General features: G+C 49.9%; 15 protein-coding genes and 2 pseudogenes. 6 read left to right on the top strand and 11 right to left on the bottom strand.

The features are described 5' to 3' along the window. Positions 1-35 precede the first annotated feature (35 nt). On the top strand, positions 36-989 hold the full coding sequence (locus EPIR_RS03050) for a hypothetical protein (protein WP_240987336.1): 954 nt from the start codon (positions 36-38) through the stop codon (positions 987-989). 291 nt (positions 990-1280) lie between these two features. On the opposite strand, the gene EPIR_RS03045 is transcribed toward EPIR_RS03050, so the two are convergent. From EPIR_RS03045 to EPIR_RS03025, 5 genes are read right to left on the bottom strand one after another with little or no spacing between them, the layout of a single operon-like run. Further along, entirely contained in the window at positions 1281-2822 is a 1542-nt protein-coding gene (locus EPIR_RS03045) for a conjugal transfer protein TraG N-terminal domain-containing protein (protein ID WP_023653833.1), read from the bottom strand. Between the two features lies 1 nt (position 2823). After that, complete coding sequence (locus EPIR_RS03040) at positions 2824-3171, bottom strand: hypothetical protein (protein ID WP_023653832.1); 348 nt, start codon at positions 3169-3171, stop codon at positions 2824-2826. Between the two features lies 1 nt (position 3172). Next, complete coding sequence (locus tag EPIR_RS03035; RefSeq protein WP_023653831.1) at positions 3173-4576, bottom strand: integrating conjugative element protein; 1404 nt, start codon at positions 4574-4576, stop codon at positions 3173-3175. Positions 4577-4587: 11 nt separating this feature from the next. Then, a complete protein-coding gene (locus EPIR_RS03030; protein WP_023653830.1) occupies positions 4588-5559 on the bottom strand; it encodes a TIGR03756 family integrating conjugative element protein in 972 nt (323 codons plus the stop codon). Further along, the gene (locus EPIR_RS03025; protein WP_023653829.1) at positions 5556-5963 is read right to left on the bottom strand and encodes a TIGR03757 family integrating conjugative element protein; all 408 of its coding nucleotides are present in this window, start codon (positions 5961-5963) and stop codon (positions 5556-5558) included. The genes EPIR_RS03030 and EPIR_RS03025 overlap by 4 nt, the downstream gene beginning before the upstream one ends. Positions 5964-6408: 445 nt before the next feature. Between EPIR_RS03025 and EPIR_RS03020 the strand changes: the two genes are divergently transcribed. Next, entirely contained in the window at positions 6409-7284 is an 876-nt protein-coding gene (locus EPIR_RS03020) for a HEPN domain-containing protein (protein ID WP_023653828.1), read from the top strand. 203 nt (positions 7285-7487) lie between these two features. On the opposite strand, the pseudogene EPIR_RS03015 reads toward EPIR_RS03020, so the two are convergent. Beyond that, positions 7488-8646, bottom strand: a pseudogene (locus EPIR_RS03015) (IS30 family transposase). A gap of 198 nt (positions 8647-8844) precedes the next feature. Between EPIR_RS03015 and EPIR_RS03010 the strand changes: the two are divergent. Next, positions 8845-10095, top strand: a complete 1251-nt coding sequence (locus tag EPIR_RS03010) for a hypothetical protein (RefSeq protein WP_048696765.1) — start codon at positions 8845-8847, stop codon at positions 10093-10095. Positions 10096-10109: 14 nt separating this feature from the next. Here EPIR_RS03010 and EPIR_RS18520 read toward each other — a convergent pair. Further along, a pseudogene (locus tag EPIR_RS18520) lies at positions 10110-10964 on the bottom strand (IS5 family transposase). Between the two features lie 329 nt (positions 10965-11293). Here EPIR_RS18520 and EPIR_RS02995 point away from each other — a divergent pair. From EPIR_RS02995 to EPIR_RS02980, 3 genes are all read left to right on the top strand, one after another. Then, positions 11294-13081, top strand: a complete 1788-nt coding sequence (locus EPIR_RS02995) for a DUF262 domain-containing protein (RefSeq protein WP_023653822.1) — start codon at positions 11294-11296, stop codon at positions 13079-13081. A 149-nt stretch (positions 13082-13230) separates the two neighbouring features. Beyond that, positions 13231-13974, top strand: a complete 744-nt coding sequence (locus tag EPIR_RS02990; RefSeq protein WP_023653821.1) for a hypothetical protein — start codon at positions 13231-13233, stop codon at positions 13972-13974. Between the two features lie 417 nt (positions 13975-14391). Further along, complete coding sequence (locus EPIR_RS02980) at positions 14392-14571, top strand: hypothetical protein (RefSeq protein WP_023653820.1); 180 nt, start codon at positions 14392-14394, stop codon at positions 14569-14571. A gap of 456 nt (positions 14572-15027) precedes the next feature. Here EPIR_RS02980 and EPIR_RS02975 read toward each other — a convergent pair whose 3' ends face one another. The 4 genes from EPIR_RS02975 to EPIR_RS02960 are packed head-to-tail and all read right to left on the bottom strand — an operon-like array spanning position 15028 to position 18896. Beyond that, entirely contained in the window at positions 15028-15432 is a 405-nt protein-coding gene (locus tag EPIR_RS02975; protein ID WP_023653819.1) for a hypothetical protein, read from the bottom strand. Positions 15433-15443: 11 nt separating this feature from the next. Then, positions 15444-18245, bottom strand: a complete 2802-nt coding sequence (locus tag EPIR_RS02970; RefSeq protein ID WP_023653818.1) for a conjugative transfer ATPase — start codon at positions 18243-18245, stop codon at positions 15444-15446. After that, positions 18245-18643 carry a TIGR03751 family conjugal transfer lipoprotein gene (locus tag EPIR_RS02965; RefSeq protein ID WP_023653817.1) on the bottom strand — a complete coding sequence of 133 codons (399 nt, stop codon included), beginning with the start codon at positions 18641-18643 and terminating at the stop codon, positions 18245-18247. Before EPIR_RS02965 ends, EPIR_RS02970 begins: the two co-directional genes overlap by 1 nt. Next, positions 18630-18896, bottom strand: coding sequence for a DUF7446 family protein (locus EPIR_RS02960; RefSeq protein WP_338043462.1), 267 nt, complete (start codon positions 18894-18896; stop codon positions 18630-18632). Before EPIR_RS02960 ends, EPIR_RS02965 begins: the two co-directional genes overlap by 14 nt. Between the last annotated feature and the right edge of the window lies 1 nt (position 18897).

The following is an 18897-nucleotide window of genomic DNA, read 5'->3' as shown; positions in this document are numbered from 1 at the left end:
TCATAAACATGATTTCATTTAAAAGCATGAAGTTTATGGCCGTAATTCAACCAGTATTCATAGCCTTAGCTGTTATGTGGGTGTCAGTTCCGTTAGCAATATCTGCTGCAATTTTATACCCAAGGGCTTGCAAACATTTCAAGATGAAAAGTTGGCGTTTGGTAGTGGATATAAGGAGGTACTATAAGCTCACTCCAATCAATAGATTTGTTTTATATATTGGCTCTTTGGCATTTATGTTTTTTTTACTCGGCCAGATTTTATTCGGTGACGATTATTTCTTCCTAACGGGATTTTCTTTTGTGGTAATGAGTATTTCCTTTGCAATTGATATATATAATCGCTCCATCTATATCTTTAAGAAAATATGGTCAGGGCTATTAGGAAAGACCATAATAACGTTGTTAGCAGCATTGTCATTTGTCATTACCCATTATTTGGCTCGGCGTTGGACTTATATTACTACAGATCTCGACCCTAAATTCTTCAGTGACTTTACTAATATAGTTAGCATTTTCTTCACGCCGCTTGCTTATCTAATCCTTATGGGTATTTTTTCATTGGTGATTGTCATTCCTGAATTTATTGGAATAGCCTTAATGTCTTTGCTTACTCCCATTAAGGAAAACTTTCTAAGAAATAAATTTAAAAAGCTGGCGAACTTGTCAGTAAGAATGAGGACAGGAAAGAGAATTGAAAAGCTCACTTCATCCGAATTGGTCTTATTAAACTCTAGAGTTCTATTTTTTAGAATTTTATCATCACCTATGTTCGTCTGTCTTATTTTCTATACGTTCTCATGGGCAAGCAGCATCACGGGATCCTTTTGGGATTCCACCGCAAGATTAGGTTTGGTTAATTATTATTATCATGCCGAAGAAAAAAGCCCTATATCTAAGATGAGGCATTACAACTATGATGAAGAAAATTTTTCCACAGCCATATTTAATGGAAGTCGATGGGAGTTTTTCACTTTCAATAAAAAATAATAATTCATAAATCGCAATTGCTGTAAAAATATAATCTTATTGGATTGAACGACCAACTCCATGAAACCAACCAATCATGGAGTTCCAACATACCTAAAGATAAGATGTTTCAAGTATTATTACTCACCCTCATCCCTACGCTCCCCATTGATTACCACTCAGAATGTTTGTAATGTCCACTCCTTGCACAAAGCTGTCTGTCAGATTAGGTATAACCCTGAACCACAGAGGTATCAGGGTTATACCTGAACTAATACAATTTATACCTTGCAGTTCATCTTAAAATCTATATTACTTGATGCTCCCTTTCATTGTTCCTCCTACTTTGCTCGTTACCATTTTCTGCGCATTCTTGCCAGCCTCTGCACCAGCTTGTTGAGACTGAGAACTCGCCTTTTCCAGCCCCGTATTTATCGCGGTTCCCAAATTAACGCCAATCCAGCCTAGCATTCCAATCCAGAAAGTTGGGAAAACGAGATACATCATTCCCAACACAAGATTCATAATCCAACCATCGGCCGTGGAGCTGAAGAACCCTGCAAACGGCACGCTGCTGTTGGAGATCCCCTGCTCTGCCATATTGTCGTAAAGAATGGTGATTAGCCGGTCGTCGAGCCAGCCCGCCAGTTCCCACCAGAAGGTGATGAACTGCAACGCAAATAGCGCAAACGAGATGGTTACAATCGTTTTGGGTTCATAGGCGCTGAACATCATCAGTACCGGTATCACCGTGATAATCATCATCTGCAACAGTGCCTGTATCATCGGCAGAGCCTGCTTCAGCGCATCAAACCCCGGCAGCGCTTCAGCCTGTTTCAGGCCGAGCCCGATGGTGGACGTCAGGCGCGTGATATTTCCGGCCAGGCCCGAGTTCGTATCGTTACCACCGACCGCATAAGTGGTTCCCGCTCCCGACAACCCCGCGTTACGCGGGCTAACCAGCCAGCGCATAGCCAGCTCCTCCCACTGCGCTCCCGGAAACTGACGCTGCATCTCTCTGCGCGTACCGTCGCTGAAGTTGGCCAGCACGCGCTTGCTCAGTCCGGATTCCCCATCTGACCACCAGGTTTTACAGGTGGGATAGCCGCCCTGACCGGTATCCGGGTAACCGCTGTCGCGACTGCTGTCGTACGGCCACTGGCTGCGCGGCTTCATCGCCGTATAGTCGTCGTAGTACCCGGCGGTGTTCAGGAAGTAGCTGCTGCCAATCCAGCCCACCGCGTTGATGGTGGCATCGCTCAGCTGGCTGTTGCTGTTCTTCAGCCTGAAATAAGCCCGTGAATAGCACTGATCGGCAAACTCCTGCACCTCCTGCAACAGCACCGGATCGCGCAGTCTGGTGTTCTGCACGTCGAAACGCATCTGACGCAGCTGGGTGCCGCAGGGAATGGAGGCGATCATCGCCTGAGTGGTGCCTTTCGACATGGAATGCAGCAGGTACCACCACACCGGCACTTCGGCGGTGCGCCCGTCAAAGTCATTGATAAGCCCCTTATAGCCGGAGTTTAGCGGGGTCGGGACGCTGACGCCGCACTGCTTCGCGCGCGAACTGTCGAACTTAATGGTGCTGATATCGACCGGCAGCAGCGGAATGCAGCAGAACAGCATCACCAGAAACGAAACGTAAATAGCGTGCTCGATGCGCGGCAGCGCAAGCAGCCCCTTGTTGCCTTCGTCGGCCCCCTCTTCCCTGACCTTCAGCCAGACGCCCAGCACCTTAAACACCAGCGGCAGGGCAAACAGCCCGGTGCTGCCGAGGATGCTCCACATGGCATTGTTCATAACCCAGCCAAACAGGACGAGAAAATACTCCAGATAACTGTTCGCGGTCATTTCAGCCTCCCTGCGTCGCGCTGGTCCAGGCCACGTACTCCGTGGCGAGCATAAACAGCACCGCCAGCAGCTCGGTACGCGGCAGGCGCTGACGGATCTGCGGCCAGTATCGCACTGCCTGCGGCCGCACCTTCAACAGCCAGACGAGCGCCAGGCCAACATAGAGGGTGATGCGCCAGCCAAACAGCCCCCAGCGACTCTGATGCAGCCAGCTGCGGGTCAGATGGCCATCCGGATCGTAAGCCATAAACAGCGAGGCCACGGCGAACATCGCCACCGTCATCAGCAGTACAAGGAGCAGAACGATAACAATGCGGCCGGTGCGGCCGCTGAACAGGGTCAGTTTCATATCAGTTCTCTCCCGACGGCTGCGTCTGCCCCATCCTGCCGAACCCCTGATCCTCACTGCCGGACGTCTGCTGCAGGCGGTTGTCCTGATTGCGCGCCCCCTGACGCTCCAGCGTGGTCAGCAGGCTGTTGCTGCTGATGGATTTACGCAGCTCCATCTCGTTACGCAGGGCGGCGATTTCGCGATCGAGCGCATCGATGCGGCGGTCGCCTTCGGCAATGGCTTCCGTCTGCCCGGCGGCGTTAGGTTCTGATTGACCGGTGGTGAGCATACGGCGCATGGTCAGCGCGGTCTCCACGGTGTCGGCCATAGCAAGTTCACCGGCAAGACGCTGAACCAGCGCGGCCTTATCCTGATCGTCGCGTAGCGCCTGTATCACCCCGCGCGTGACCACCAGACTGCCGGTTCTGATCCCGGCCAGGTTATCGGCGGTCGGCGGCAGCTGGCCGTTAACCAGCTTACCCAGCTGCTCAAGGTTCTCTTTGGTGGCATCTTCCAGCAGCGGTGAGAAACCGCTACCGGCAATGGTGCTGCCCGGCTGGTTTTCGCTCCCGCCGCTGGCACACTCGCTGGTTTCCCGGCAGGTACGGATGGAGCGGTCGCCCAGCACTTTCACCACTGCCGCCGACGCCTCGTCAGAGGTTTTGTAACGCTGGCAGGCGCTGCCGTTGCAGCTGGCAGCAGCAACGCTGTTGTTACTGGTGACCGGCAGGCCGTTCATCATGTTGTAGCCCGCTTTGGCGAGGTCACGGGTTGGCTGGATGGCGCGCTGCCCCTTGCCTCCGCGCTTCTCGCCCCCTACCCAGGTGACGCCCTCCTCGCCGGTGGCTTTCTGCAATTTCTGGTCGCTGGAGACGGCATCACCGCCGCTGCCAGCGACAATATCCTTATACTCCTCCGACACCGCAGCCTGCTGCCATTTGCTGCCCATTGTATAGTCGGCCAGCTTCTTCGACATGTTCTGGCAGTTGAGCTGCCCCTTGTCGAAGTTAATACCCGCCTGCAATACGCCGTTAGTCAGCATTTCATACAGCCCCGGATTCGCACGCTGGATGGCCATCGCCGGCATGCTCATCACCGCCCCCGTCGCGCCCTGGATAACGTTACCCATCAGATCCTTAAAGCCGCTGGTAATACCGTTGAGCTGGTTACCCACTGTGGTTTTCAGGTCGAAGTTGCCGCACATCAGGTCGCTGCTCCAGCCGCCGTTGAGCCCTAGGCGCGACATATTGCTGCGGCTGGGCGGCGGAGAGGTCACCGATCCACCGCCAATGGAATAAAACAGGCCGTCACTGACCGCCCCGCTTACCGACCCGCCTGAAGAAGAGAGTGACGCGTCAACGGCCGCTGCCGGCAGCGAGGATACTGCCAGCCAAATGCCGGCCATCAGAAGATATCTGTTCATGCTTGCACCCTTTATGAGAAATCCGTGCTGTAGAGGAAGGTCTGACCGCGACGTTTGCAGCAGCTGTAGGGCTGCCAGAGCGCCCAAGCGTAGTTGCCGTTCTGCGCAATCTGACCGCCGACGTCGGGAAACACCGCACAGCTCTGCGAGAGCTGGGGTGAAAGGCGCTGCCACTTATGGTTTTTCGAGCCGCTGTTTTCGCTGACCGCTCCCGGTGGCCAGTAGCCCGCTGAGCGCTGCCCGACCAGCGGGGTGTAGACGTGAAGCTGCCCCTGACTGGTGATGATGTCGGCCACGCGCTGCACCACCACCGCAGCTGATTTGTAACCGTCGGTCTGCGTGACGAAGCCGCTGCGCGGGTAGACGTTGCCCCACATATTGCCGTACGGCGTGCTGCCCACTTCGCGCTGGCCGGGTATCAGCGCCTCCGGATACACCGACTCCGGCACGCCGGTGCGCCAGGCCAGCGCATCGAGCGCGCTGACGAAATAGGGAATAAACGGCGTGGCGGCACTGTCACAGGAGTAGCCGGGAACCATACCGCCGATAATCTTTGTCGCCGGATGGCCATACGCACCGGCGTAATAGAAATGGAGGTTCTGACTGCGCATGCCGGGGACTTTCATCTCCTGACGGCCACCGCCGGTTGCCACGCCTGCCGCGCCGCCCAGCAGGACGCTTTCTGCGCCGTCTGTCGTGGCGCTGAGCGCAGACATCTCCGTCCAGGGATTGTCGCCCGGACTGAGCCAGGCGGAGACGACGGCCTGCGGGATAAAATGCGTCACCTTGACGGAGGTTTTGACCGAGCAGCCGAACGGCGTACACATCAGCCAGTAACAGATACCGCTGACGCGCCAGCTGATACAGTCCGGGCTGGCGGCGCTGGCGAGCAGGCCTGCCGTGTTCACGCTGGCCAGGGTGCCGCTACAGGCCATGATCGTGGCCAGCGCCACCCTGCGCGGACGGGAAAAAATGATGTTCACTCAGCTTTCTCCTTCCAGGCATTCAGCTGCCGCGTGGCCACGGCGACGTCGGTGGTGCCGTACACCACCCACTTATCGTCAAACACCACGGCGGGATATTTCTCCAACCCCAGCGACCAGGCACGGGTCACGCCGGCATACTTCCCGGCCAGCTGCTGCTGGCGCTGCTGAAAGAGGGGTGAGGCTATCACCGCATGCGCCTGGCGCTCTGCCTGCGCAGGGTCAGCGGTCAGTTCGCCAAACAGCTGCGCCTGCAAACGGTCGGGGGCATCAAGCTCGACAACGGTAACGTCCGCAGCGAGGCCATCAGCGACGGGATGCGCATTGTCGGTATAAATAACGGTGCCGGCCAGGGTACCGGAGGAAAGGAACAGTGCTGTCAGGCAGCAGACGGGTATTTTCATCAAGAACACTCCCAGAGTGAGTAACCCACTCAGGGTGCGTTCAGCGGCGCGTCAGGTCAGTAATTAACTCTTAGCGCGATGGTGATAATTAATGGGGGCAGTCCATACTTGTGATCTCCTCCCAATATCGGTGCTAGGATAAATCAGGGATCCGGGCCTGTTTGCAGGCTTCGGACAAATTCTGCCGGAGTCTGGTTATTTAACGAAGAATGTGACCGGTACTGAACAAAGGGAAGAGATCACAAAAACCACTTCTTCCACTCTTTTTTGAGAAACGCGTAGATAAATGTATCATCGTATCTTTCTTCATCACCATCCTGTATGAAAGAGACAAACTCTTTAAAAAATCCCCCCTGCCATATATGGAGAGGGCATAAAGCTTTTATAAGCTAAATTGTAGTCTTACATTATAGTTGGCAACATATGAGAAGGAATCGACAAGATTATGTGGACGCTAGATGATCTACGTAGATTGGATAAAAAATATGCAGAGGAAGGTATTCACGTTCATCAAAGACCGCTGAACGCCGCAATTGATCTCCTAGGAACAAGTTTCAGTTTTGGTATCTTTAGTAATCCTGAGGTTCAGCACATAGTAGATGCTTACACTGCTATGATACCTGAAGTCGAAACAAGCTGGCCTGGTGCAGGAATAGGTCTAATTGCATCCATGGATCAAGTTAGGAAAATAACCTTTCCTGTCTTATACGGGGAGAAAGAGCTAGAAGTCTGGCAAATAGCAGGATTTTTAAGTAACGAAGAATGGTGGGTGTGGTGTAGAAAAGAGCGAGTAGTCGCCTCAGAAGTATCTTTTGCTATTGCTGATATTCATGATTTCACTATGGGGCTAAATGAAATTGAACATTGTCCTTCAGAGGCATTGACACTCTGGCAAATGTCCCGATCCAATCTAGAAGACATTGCAAATACACTACCCAATAGCTTTAGCCATGATTCAGTTATCCAACCTATCTGCATGGTAGCAGAGCTCTCCTTGAAAGCTGCTTTAGTTTGGAATGGAGTCGATTTAAACACCTTGAAAGGTAAGAATGGCCATAATCTTGCCTATTTGGCACAAGCAGTGATGAATAAAAAAAACCATCGTGACGATAGACAAATTAAAGCCGTGATTGATAACCTTCCCCCTTATGTAGCCAGCCGCTATAAGCCAGCGGGGCTTAAGCGTCTTCAGGTTGTTCGGTTGGCTCTTGGAGTTCAGTTTATTGCGGCATCTAGTTTACGTCGGATAACCACTTCAGACTTAGCTATACAAATGGAATCAGGAGGATTTCCTGGGCCACGTCGAGCGTTCACTATTTGAATGCGAAAAACCAGTAAATCTTCTGCACCACATGTTCATGGGTTAACCTGAAGTCAAATCTCGCGAGCCAACCAATTAAATTGGTGGCTCGTGAAAAGCATCAGTCTTGACCCATGCTTAGAGTTGGCTACCGTACTATTAGAACCCCGCCTGAAAAACATCTTACGTTAAGTTTTCATAGCAGGCTGCTTTGAGCTGTGAGTTCAACCGATGGATGCAACACACTTGTTAAAACGTTCTGCGGGTGACTCAGCTTAGCGTTTTTCTCGGTCTCTCATTAAGTTGTCTGGCAACGCTATTTAATCGTTGCTGGCTGTGAACTGATAAGTCAGTTCCTTTTGTGAAATACTGTCTGAGTAACCTGTTTGTATTTTCATTCGATCCACGTTGCCAGGGAGATTGAGGATCACAAAAATAGACCTGAATGTCTGTCGCTATAGTAAAAAGGGTGTGATTAGTCATTTCAGACCCTCTATCCCAGGTTAATGTTTTATACAGTTCAACAGGTAACTGTTGGGCTTGTTTGATGAGTGCGGATATGAGTGTGGCTGTCTTGTTGTCACTGATTTTGGCAAGCTTAACAAAGCGGAAATGGCGTTCTACCATCGTGACAATATATAAGTTTTTAGAACTCTGTATCAGGTCTCCCTCCCAGTGATCTGGTATGGCTCTGTCTGCAACTTCAGATGGCCTTTCGCTGATGGGTATCGCATCCGGGATTGAGCCTAATCCCTTCCCTTTAAGCGATGTCGTTCTGGATTTACATAATGCTCTTCCGCTTCTGAGGCACTGCCGCAGCTCTTTTTTTAAAGCCCTCCGGGTTTGTATAAAAAGCGTTTTATAAATCGTTTCGTGTGACACATGCATTTCCTGGTTATCGGGATAACAGCGTTTTAACCAACCGGCGATTTGTTCTGGCGACCAGCCCTTATGCATTTTCTCTGCAATGACTATACATAATTCGGGGCATTCAATTAACTTACAGGGTTTAGGCCGCAGGGCATTATCCCATGCTGTTTTGTCAGCATGTGCTGCACGATATTGTTTTAAACCTCCGTGTCTGTGGATCTCGCGGCTGATAGTTGATGGCGCTCTTGATAATTTTCTGGCGATGTCCCTGACGCTGATTTTTGCTACCAGCCCTCTGGATATATCTTCCCTTTCGTCAGGCGAAAGAAACAGCCGGTGCCGTTTTCGGATGGGAGGACGATATCCACCAGTCTGGTGGATGGTGGGCATAACAGAAGAGTGATATCTGTCAAACATTCTGGCGATGTAATGCAGGGGATCACCTTGCTTATATCTGTCCCAAATAATCGCTTTCTGTTCCGGCGTGTAGTTAATGCACGTTCTTCGTTTCATGGCAATATCCTCCTCGTTTAAGGATAGCGTTGCATCGACCAGTTGAACTCACAGCCAAAAGTGGACAGTGCACAAATTTTTTTGATAAAAAATAGACGATAACAATTCCTACCATAATTTTATCTAATGTTGTATATTGGTTGACTATTTTTTTGATGGTATCATTTTGATAATTATTGCTTGCAATTTGGTTGGGAAATGAAACAATTATTTTATAATGAACTACTGAGTATAAAAACTGAAATCAACAAACTTCAACAAGATAAAAATAATTTAAAAATCCTTGGCAACATTCAAGAAAAACTACTTGAATATCATCACTGGGTAGAGTGCAAATGTAACACAAGGAAAATTAGGTTAAACACTCTTAAACGAATTAAGAAAAACCCTGCCAACACGAAAGGAATATCCTTACAGATAAAATCTTCAATCGATAAAAACATGGTGCAGTTAGATGAGTTAAAGGAGTTAAAGTTATGGTTGAGGAATATTGGAAATTCCCTCCCTCATCTTTATTATGATAAAGGGAGCCTAAGAGCATATTCATACTCTGTAAATTCAGATAACCTTAAAGAACTATCGGGAGATATTCATGGTAAAGATGGCCTTAATCTCGAACTTAAAAGCTTCCGCTACGCTATTGATAACGGTTCCAAAGCACTTTTAAATGATTTGACAAGTATTATGCGTTATGGAGATCTTACCCTGATGGATAAGGAAATTCCTTTTATTATGGAAATAAAAAAAAGCGCGGCATGCAGAGTCAAGGCTAATAAACAACTGAAAAGCATGCAAGAAATTCATAGTTACTTAGAGAAAGATGTCAGCACGACTCTCAGAGGGGGAGGCATTATTAGCCAAAGAGTTACGATGAGTGAAGATGAAAAAAGTAATAAAGAACTTTTTAATAAACACTTCACAGATTCAAAGGATACCGGGTACAACTTTTCAAAAATAGAAAATGGATTATACTGTTTAAGCTTTTATAATGGCTCTAAATATCAAGATAATGTAGATCTTTTAGTTATAAGGGAATTGAAAAAACCTGCATTCTTTTCACTTAATCAATTCAAAAATGAAGAGGATAATTCTTTATTTTATCCTTACCCCTTACTCATTGATGACCCTGAAATTTACACTGCATTTATGTTGGATTTTTATTCCATATATTTATTTTTCGATTGTGAAATCTTGAATGAGACTGCCGGTAATTACAAACTAGAATTTAGCTTCATTACTGAAAAATACTTAGTTGAAATGAGAAGTAAAGATGGCCCATTAATTTACTCTCACACTTTCACAAAAGCACTGGTCGAATTCTCTTCACTCAACTGGGCAGCCAATCAGATGTTTGCTAATTATCAAATCGCTTTGGATTCATATGACGCCATAATTAAAAAAGAATTTTTAATCAATTATAATATTGGAAATACCCTGTCAAAGGGGTGACCTGCTTCCCGATGTTAGGCTGTGTCCCTTAACCTAACAATCGCTTCAAAAACAACCTGAACGCCCCCCAGCTTTAGCATGCTCAGGTAGTTTCTCGCTGTTTTTTCTGAACGTGTAGCAATGCGGCGGTTTTCTTTCAGTATCGCAAAGCAACGTTCCACAACATTACGTTTTTTATATAGCCGTATATTGAGCTTTCTGCGCCCGTCTTTGCTGGCTTTTTCATTCGACTTAAAGGGAATAACTGCTTTTATCCCTTTTATTTTCAAATGAGTACGCAGTTTTTTTCCTGAATATCCCTTATCTGCCAGCACCGCTTTGGGCCGGAACTTCAGATATCCACTTTTACGTATAACGCCGACCTAGTTGAGCAAAGCCTGTGCATACTGGCTTTCGTGAGCCTACCCAACGCTCTGGCAGAAACTTAATGGTAATTCTGTACCATCTGCCGCCAGAGGGATTTTGGTGCCAAAGCCGCCGCGAGAGCAACCCATGATCGTTGAGTTCATCCTGATGTATTTTTTCGCTCTTGCAGCCGCTTTCAGAGCACGAAAATTGCTGCCATTAAGCACAATGACATCCCAGTCAATTAACTCCTTTTCATCTAGTATCTGGGATAATTCATTGAAAATGCTGTTCATGACTCCCGTTTTGCCTACTGGTTAAAGCGGTTGTGAATCGTTTTCCAGTGACCATAACGTTCAGATAAATCTTTCCAGAGTGCGCTTGAACAAAGTACCAAGAATATACCATTCATAATGTGTCTTCACGCAAAGTAAGGACGTCCTCCCCTGGGAGAACTTTTTTAGGGGGGGCAACATGGGAGAAATCAGAGACCATGCATCATCAGGGAAATCGTAACGAGCCAAATTAAAGGACTTCTTGTGGCCAAATCATACGTCATATTGTACAAAAATCAGTTACGGGACACACCCTAGACCACATAGCCCGCAGCATTCCACTTTCCTTTTTCGGAGCTCTTACGAAAAGTGGAATGTTTCAGATTTTCATCAAAACTTTCAATAATTTTATCTTCATGCAAAAATTATTGGCTCAAAAGCAATAAAAAAATTGAAAATTTCTTTTTTTTGGAAATACTGATACAGCAAGAATCCGTCAATCATGACTCTTTAAGGCAGCCATGACATATGGTTTTTTCACTTGACTGAGCAACATCATATGGATAAGAGAGGAACAAATGAATTTTGATGCAGTTCAGGTTGACCTGAATGACATACTGTCAGTAAACAGGAGATATCTCATCCCGAGAAATCAGAGAGACTTCAGCTGGGAGAGGTTACAGTTGGATGAGTTCTGGGACGATATAAAAAGAAATATCCGCTTCGAAAATGGAAGCTTCAACCACTCTGAATACTTTCTAGGAACCGTAGTACTATCAGGCTCAACTGACAGCTCCATGCTTGAAATAATAGATGGTCAACAGCGACTATCCGTTATAACAATAATACTTTCAATAATATCAAGAAACCTTCGAGATCTTAAATACACAGAAAGTGCGGATGACATTGTAAATACATACCTGGTATCCAAGGCTGCGATCATTTCTGCCAAAACACATTTGATAGAGAAGATTAAAAAAAGTAATGGGCGAGATTTTTTCAAACTGAAATGTCAGTCCAAAAAAGATATGAATCCTCTGGTGAAATCTGATGAAGATGAAAAAATTAATGATGCCTATGCATACTTCGAAAAAAGACTCGGAAAACAGGAAGCCTGTAAGCTCCTAAATAAAAGTAAATTAGGTGTCAGGTATTCAGAAGATGAATATATTCAGTGCCTGGATGCTATTATGAAAATGATAACATCTTATCTTAAAGTGGTAAGAATACTCGTTCCATCAACAGATGATGCGTATGATGTTTTTGAGGTTCTGAATGCAAGGGGGATAAGCCTCAGCTCAATTGATCTGATAAAAAATAAAATCCTACAGTATTGCTCTAAAGATACGTATCCCGAAGATACGGCAAAAAAATTATGGTCCTCAATTGAAGATGGCGTGATAGCACTTAACAGCAAAATGTCAATGTCAGATTATGTCCGCGTATGGTGGATGTCAAATTTCGGATATATCGGAACTGACCAGCTTTACAGATCGTTCAAAAAGAAAACTTCAGAAAAAGATACAAACTTAACACCTGAGTCATTTTTGTTTGGTATGGAGAGGGACTCGGTATTATTCTTTAAAATTTGCGATCCTCAGGAGATGGATTGGAAAGGTCTTAATCAAAAAAAAATATATCGAGTCCTGAAGAATCTGGAAACATTCAACGTCTCGATACAAAGACCATTGATACTGGCTTTATTAAGGGTAAGGGAAAATAAAAAGACAGCAAGATTATTGCAAGAGTCTGTAATGATAAGCACGCTTCAGTTTATCGAGGACTTTCAGTTTAAATTCACGACAATATGTAAAATGAAACCATCTGGTGTCGATGCCATGTTTGCAAAATATGCTTCTGAAATAGCTCAGGCACAAACGAAGACAGCCATGAATGAAATTCTGGTAAGAATGGTCAAAGCTTTTACGGACAAAATGCCTACAGAATCAGTATTCATTGAAAGGATGATTAATCACCTTTGGTACTCGCGAACAGCCTCCGCGAAAAAGAAAAGAAACAACACTGAACTAATAAATTATGTGTACCACAGGCTAGAGTCTGTCAACAGGGGGTCAGATGAAATATCCTTAAATAACACTAACCTGGAACACATTGGCCCGCAGAGCATGTTCGATCCTGAGTATGTTGGCATGATTGGAAACCTTATTCCGCTTAGCGTTTCCATCAATGACAAGTGTGGAAACCTGTCCGTTGAAAAGAAAATCAATCTGTATGGTGAGTCTGATTTGAACAGCGTAGCCGACTTCATCAGTTACTATCGCTCATACAACCGCTGGGATAAAGAACTTGTTGTTGAGAGGAGTAAAAACCTCGCTCACAAACTTTTCAACAACATGGCTAAGTAAGGTATTCAAGTAGTATTGAATGAAGGACGATACAGCTCGGCTGATGTGCCAATGTAACTCATTTTATAGTGCCTTCGAAAGAAGTTCGGATGAGTGCCGGGACTGACAATGGAAAACTGGACGGAATAATAACTGGAGAATAAGGAAAAATGACGGATTTAAAAATTGACAACCCAGCGCAACGGTTACTGGATCTTCTAGAGAAAGGGAGACTTTATGCCGAGCATCAGAACTGCCGTGAAGTGTGGAAAAAAATACTGAATGTTGAGAGCTGTAATGAGCAGGTTTTAATCACCCGACTGGCAAAGGTTATGGAGCTACCTGCGCGCATTTCGCAAGTGATGGATGATCACTTCTCTGATTCTCGCTGGAAGTCTACGCACTGGAAGGACTCCGTTGAGAGCGCATTCCTTTCCCAAGAATTAAGGGGGGTGTGGAAAGAATTCAAAAAGCATATTGATTCCCAGACTTTATCAGAGCTTGGTCTACTGTCAATGACTTTTGAGACCCGCGGGTCACACAGCGATTTCGATGATGAGCAGATTGAAACTCTGTTGGAAAAAATTGCAGAATTACGTAATGAAATCCGAGGTTCCGAACTTTCCGCGCCTATGAAAACAATGCTTCTCCGACAGCTTTTCAAGCTTCAGGAAGCTCTTGAGTCTTACAGTATTTCCGGGGTTGAACCCATTATGGATGCAGTGCAGTCTACTATCGGCTTGGCTGTAGTTGATGCTAATTACCGGGACGAAATTAGTAAGGGAACGGGCACTAAATTCGGGGAGAGAATCTCTGATTTGCTCGGCGACATTGCCAATCTTGTAACCATTGCTGGCGCCATTCCATGCCTACCAGTGGCGATTCATACTGCATTAAACTACTTAAGCAAGTAAATCCTCCTTAGTACGCCCTGTATAATGGGCGCTTTGACTATTTGCACTCCTTCTTACTTTCCCTTTTTATGAGTCTACGTAAAGAAACAAGTTCGAATGATATGATCTGCACATAATACACACTCAATCAAACTACAACTCAACATGTTAACGAGGTAGTAAACATGCCTAAGGCCGGCATTTTGTCCAGGTCAGAGTCCAGAGCGATCATTCCCAACGTCGCCCGTTTGGGTGACGATGCCGCTCAACACCGTCAGACGGGCGACGTGATAATGCTGGCTGTACGGCTGCGTGATGAGTTTGAGTGCACACGGGCTGGGACACTTGCTGATATGGGAACGAGAATTTCGGCATTGTAGCGGCGCAGTGTGAAGATGTACCGATGTACAACCCCACCTGCGGGTCCCGTGCCGCCTCATGGCGGATGCGGGCCTGCTACGCACGGGCAACATCCGGCTGGCCGTGGAGCTGCTCGACGTGCTGACCCAGAACGGTACTTACGGCACCACAATGCACAACATGCCGCTCTGCTTCACTCACGCACGAAACCGGGCAGTCAATTCAGGGGAAGTTGCTGTCGATGAAGAGCACTCGTGACCTGCTGCGTTCTGACCGGTATGCGTAGGATTGTCGGGAGGCGATACGAGACGAGCTGGGTCTGCTGGGGTTCTCACCGGCCCCGGCATTCCGGCTGTTCTTCCCCAAAGACTGAATGCTGATGGATGAGTTTGATTTTAGTGACGACTAGGCAAACGACTAATTAGCCATGGCAGATATTTTACTCAAAACTCATGCACAACCGTGCGCTCACAGGAATAGATCGTGATACCGCATGTGATCCATCCTTCTCAAAAGAGATGATTCAATTTCCTAACCATGAACGGCAGCTATCCAGCCTGAAGATATGGTATGAGAGATCAACGTTACAGTATCAAAAACTAGCTAAGTAACATGTGAACTAACAACCACCACGGGCTCTATGCCGCCCGCACCCGCAGCCCCGGTATTTGCCAGGCAGCCACACCCCGCTGCCTGACAAATGCCGGGGTTCTTCTACTTACCCCCCCGCTCGCCGGTTACCCTGTCAATCTCCTTCAGCACCCAGAGCATATCCGTTGCGTCGGGCACACAGATATTCCAGCGGATACCCGTTCTGTATTCGGATTCACCCGGCCACAGCGTATTGCCGGTGACGGTGACCAGAATATCCAGCGTCTTATCCTGCACGTCAGAGAGATGCACCGCCACGCAGCTGCGCCGGCCAACGCGGTGTGGATAGACCGACAGCAGCACCGGTTTCTCCAGCCGGTTGAGGATTTCACTCTGTAGCTGGTCAAGCGACCGGCGGTCAGACTGGCCAATGGATGCCGTACCCTGCGGCGGCACGGTAAAAATAACGGAAGCGATCAGCGCCTTGTCAGGCACGACCATCGGCGGTGTCATGGTCAGCTTTTTCATAGTGTCCCCAGTCAGATAACCATACCGCGACTCTCATCAAGACGCCGCGCAACGTGAAAAGCGGCCTCCAGCTCGGAGCAATGGTGTTCATTCATAATCGACCGCCTTTCGGCTTTCTCCTCTTTCTCCGTCATCCCCAGCGCCAGATAGAGACTCGGCGGTACGGCACGAAACAGCGCCTGCACCTTGCGCGACAGGATCACGCCCTCGGTGTATTTTCTCGGCAGTTTGGTGGCAGACAGCAGCATGGTCTTTTGTTCGTCCGTCAGCGTCTTAAAGCGCGCTATCTGCTCCACCTCATCAGGCGGCATAACGAGACAAATCCACCACTCCGCCATATTGAGCATCTTTTTGGCCGTATCGGGAAAGTCCGCCAGGTTCTGGGTAAACAGCCACAGCCAGGCACCGAGCTTACGCCACATCTTGACGATCTTGGTGGCGTAAGGCCCCAGCAGCGGGTTGGCGGTGACGATATGCGCTTCATCGATCGGGACAATGGTTTCTCTGTCGCTGTACTGCTCGCGCTCGGCGATATTGTTAATGGTGTTGAGCAGAGAGATGACGGCCACCGCCATCTGGGCCTCGTACCCTTCACGCGCCAGCGTCCCCAGGTCGACGATGGTGACGTCGGCCTCCGGCCACGGCGTGCCTGGCCGGTTAAACAGCTCACCTTCAAAGCCTTCGGTAAACATGCGCAGCGCTTCCGACATCTCTTCGGCACGGGCGCGGCGTGCGGGCGTGCGCTTCTCGCGGCCGTCGTCGCCGGTACTGACATCACGCGCGATATTCTGTAGCGCATACATCAGGTCTTCCGGCAGCATCTGGCGGTCTGCGTCAAACGCGGTTCTCGCCGCAATCAGTATCGCCTCGCGGATCATGCCGCGATCGGCGCGCGTCATCCGCGCTTCCTCCGCCGCCTCACCGCCGGTGATCATCAGGCGCGCCGCAATCTCCATCTCACCCAGCACGTCACGCTCTTCATCCTTGTCCTCATCGTCTTCATCGATATCCGGCAACGCCTCCTCGCTGACCAGCAGGGCATCCGGCCTGGCCTGCATCAGCAGGTGCGAATCACCGAACGGAGCCAGAGAGATCACCTTGCCGGGCTTGATGCTGACGCGGTGTACCGTCAGCCCCAGCGAGGCGCAGTAATCCCCGAACAGGCCGAAGCTGTTGCCCGCCTCCAGCAGAAAGATACGCGGCCGGTAGATGGCCATCATCTGCGCCAGTTCGCAGAGTGCGGTAGCCGACTTGCCGGCACCGGTCGGGCCGAACAGCAGCTTATGTGCATTCTGGGTACGGTCATTTTTATTCAGCGGGTCGACGGAAAGCGGACCGCCGCCACGGTTGAAAAAGGTAAAGCCCGGGTTGCCGGTGCCGGTATCACGGCCATACACCGGTGCCAGGCAGGCAAAGTGCTGAACGAACATCAGGCGCGTATACCAGTGATGGCGATCCTGCTGTGGGTTAAAGCACATCGGCAGCGCGCGCAGGTAGCCGCTGAGCGGGCCGATATCATGCTCCGGATTGACCGGCTCCAGGCCGCAGTTCAGCAGCTTGCTGCTCAGGTCGAGATAGCGTTTGTCGAGGGTTTCCAGATCCCGCGCCTTGATGAGCAGCGTAATGGCCGCACGATAGAGCTTGTGCTTGTTCCCGAGGAAGGTTCGTGCGCGGGCGGCATCCTCGCGGGCGCGCAGCGAGTCGACGTTCTCCCCCATCGAGTCGCGGCTCAGACGGGCAAAATTCTCCTCCAGTTTGTCCTGCGGCTGGATAACCAGCGTCAGCGTCAGAACGGTGCCCTGCGGCAGCAGATCCATGATGGCGTTGATGTTGTCGCCACGTTTTACCTCGCCGGTTAAATGCCCGGTCGAAGGCGCATTACGCAGGCGGGCAACCGGCACCGCCTTATGCGCCACGTTATCAAACCACCAGACGCCCTTCTCCGCATCGCTGCGCGGACGGGTGAACCACAGGCTTTCGCTGAAATCATTGAGCAGCGGCAGGTCGCCCGGCGCATCATCGCGGTAGCGGGCGCAGCGATACAGCGTCGCCTTGTCCACCCACTGCGGTTCGGGATTGAACCAGCGTAGCAGCCAGCTGTGGATCTGCTCGCCGTTCTGGCGCTGGCTCTGGATGCCGGCACCGCTTATGGCGGCGGTCAGCCGGTCGCATACCTGATTCAACAGCACTTCCGCAGCCATCGGGTCCCGGTAAGGCGTCTCCACCCAGCGATAGACCACCATGCGGGTGCGGCGCATCTGCCCGCGCCAGGGGGCTCCGGTCACCGCGTCATCCATAAACAGCCCCTGTTCAACGGCAACGTTTTGCAGGTGACGCGCCTGTTCGCTGAGCCAGGCTTCGGTAAAAGCGGTTCCCTGCGCCCACGGCCTGACGTAGCCCCTGACCTTATCCATATAAGAGGAGAGATCGGATTCGTCCTGACAGTAAAACTGCACCACCCACTGATGGGAGTCGAGCTCCGGCAGGCTGTCCTGCAACGCGTTTTCCACCACGTCGCGGATCTCGTCCAGTCGCGATGCCGGACGCCCCTCGGTGCCCGTCGGGATAATTTCATACACCGCGCCAACCGACACGCCGTCATCGAGCAGCAGGCACTGGTGTTCCGGGAGGTACTCGCCCCACGGCACATGATCGATAACCGACGGTGCGGTAGCGTACAGACGCGCTTCGTCGGTGCGCGTCAGGCGTCCGTCGCGGGTCAGGGGTTGATGACCGTTTACGGCAAACGGCCCGTCACCGTACTGGTGTGCGTCCTGCTGCTTCGGCCTGCGGCGGAAAAGAGGGAATGTCATCAGAGATCCTCGGTGCGCTCGCCGGGCAGCGCATATTGCACCTGCCCGTAGAAGGGAAACACGGTGCTGTAGCCCGGCACCGGCATGTTGCCGCCCGCCAGGTGCGGGAATACGTACATCACCATGTCAGGGTTAGGCAGGCGCGGAAACGTCTGCTGGATTTCGTTTTGCTGGCTGCGGCTGTAGCTGTCACGCGTCTGCTGTGCCAGCGTGCGCTCGCTGTCCGCAACCGGCCTGCGCAGCGTGGTGCGGCTTTCCGCCGTGGCGTGGGTGGACGATGCGCCGTTATTCCACAGCTCCAGCATCGAGCTGTCGCCGGGGGGCAGCATCTCATCTTTAGAGGTACTGCAACCCGCCAGCAACAGCACCATAACGGCCAGAAGGTTATGCCTGCGCATCCGTCACCTCCTTATCATCCGCATCACCGATGGTGGCTGACAGCTGCATCACACGGCCATCAGGCAGCGGAAACAGCATATCGTTACCCTCACGGCAGAGCTTCTGGCCAACGGCAAACATCGCCCAGTTGGTGACCTCCTGCGGCTGACCTTCCCATTTGCCGCTGTCGCGTCTGACAAATCCGGCATACAGACCGCCGCTGAGTGGGCTGTACCCCACGCGGTATTCGAGTTTGTCGTTATCGTGCATCATT

Origin of the sequence: Erwinia piriflorinigrans CFBP 5888 (assembly GCF_001050515.1) — a bacterium.
In the GTDB taxonomy this organism is placed as follows: Bacteria; Pseudomonadota; Gammaproteobacteria; order Enterobacterales; family Enterobacteriaceae; genus Erwinia; species Erwinia piriflorinigrans.
This window is presented reverse-complemented; position numbering and strand designations above follow the sequence as displayed.

Coding starts and splice junctions, on each gene's coding strand:
- EPIR_RS02960 (WP_338043462.1), bottom strand. CDS start 18,896: ATGATGCACGATAACGACAAACTCGAATACCGCGTGGGGTACAGCCCA.
- EPIR_RS03050 (WP_240987336.1), top strand. CDS start 36: ATGGCCGTAATTCAACCAGTATTCATAGCCTTAGCTGTTATGTGGGTG.
- EPIR_RS03040 (WP_023653832.1), bottom strand. CDS start 3,171: ATGAAACTGACCCTGTTCAGCGGCCGCACCGGCCGCATTGTTATCGTT.
- EPIR_RS03025 (WP_023653829.1), bottom strand. CDS start 5,963: ATGAAAATACCCGTCTGCTGCCTGACAGCACTGTTCCTTTCCTCCGGT.
- EPIR_RS02975 (WP_023653819.1), bottom strand. CDS start 15,432: ATGAAAAAGCTGACCATGACACCGCCGATGGTCGTGCCTGACAAGGCG.
- EPIR_RS03010 (WP_048696765.1), top strand. CDS start 8,845: ATGAAACAATTATTTTATAATGAACTACTGAGTATAAAAACTGAAATC.
- EPIR_RS02980 (WP_023653820.1), top strand. CDS start 14,392: ATGGCGGATGCGGGCCTGCTACGCACGGGCAACATCCGGCTGGCCGTG.
- EPIR_RS03035 (WP_023653831.1), bottom strand. CDS start 4,576: ATGAACAGATATCTTCTGATGGCCGGCATTTGGCTGGCAGTATCCTCG.
- EPIR_RS02965 (WP_023653817.1), bottom strand. CDS start 18,643: ATGCGCAGGCATAACCTTCTGGCCGTTATGGTGCTGTTGCTGGCGGGT.
- EPIR_RS02995 (WP_023653822.1), top strand. CDS start 11,294: ATGAATTTTGATGCAGTTCAGGTTGACCTGAATGACATACTGTCAGTA.
- EPIR_RS03045 (WP_023653833.1), bottom strand. CDS start 2,822: ATGACCGCGAACAGTTATCTGGAGTATTTTCTCGTCCTGTTTGGCTGG.
- EPIR_RS02970 (WP_023653818.1), bottom strand. CDS start 18,245: ATGACATTCCCTCTTTTCCGCCGCAGGCCGAAGCAGCAGGACGCACAC.
- EPIR_RS02990 (WP_023653821.1), top strand. CDS start 13,231: ATGACGGATTTAAAAATTGACAACCCAGCGCAACGGTTACTGGATCTT.
- EPIR_RS03020 (WP_023653828.1), top strand. CDS start 6,409: ATGTGGACGCTAGATGATCTACGTAGATTGGATAAAAAATATGCAGAG.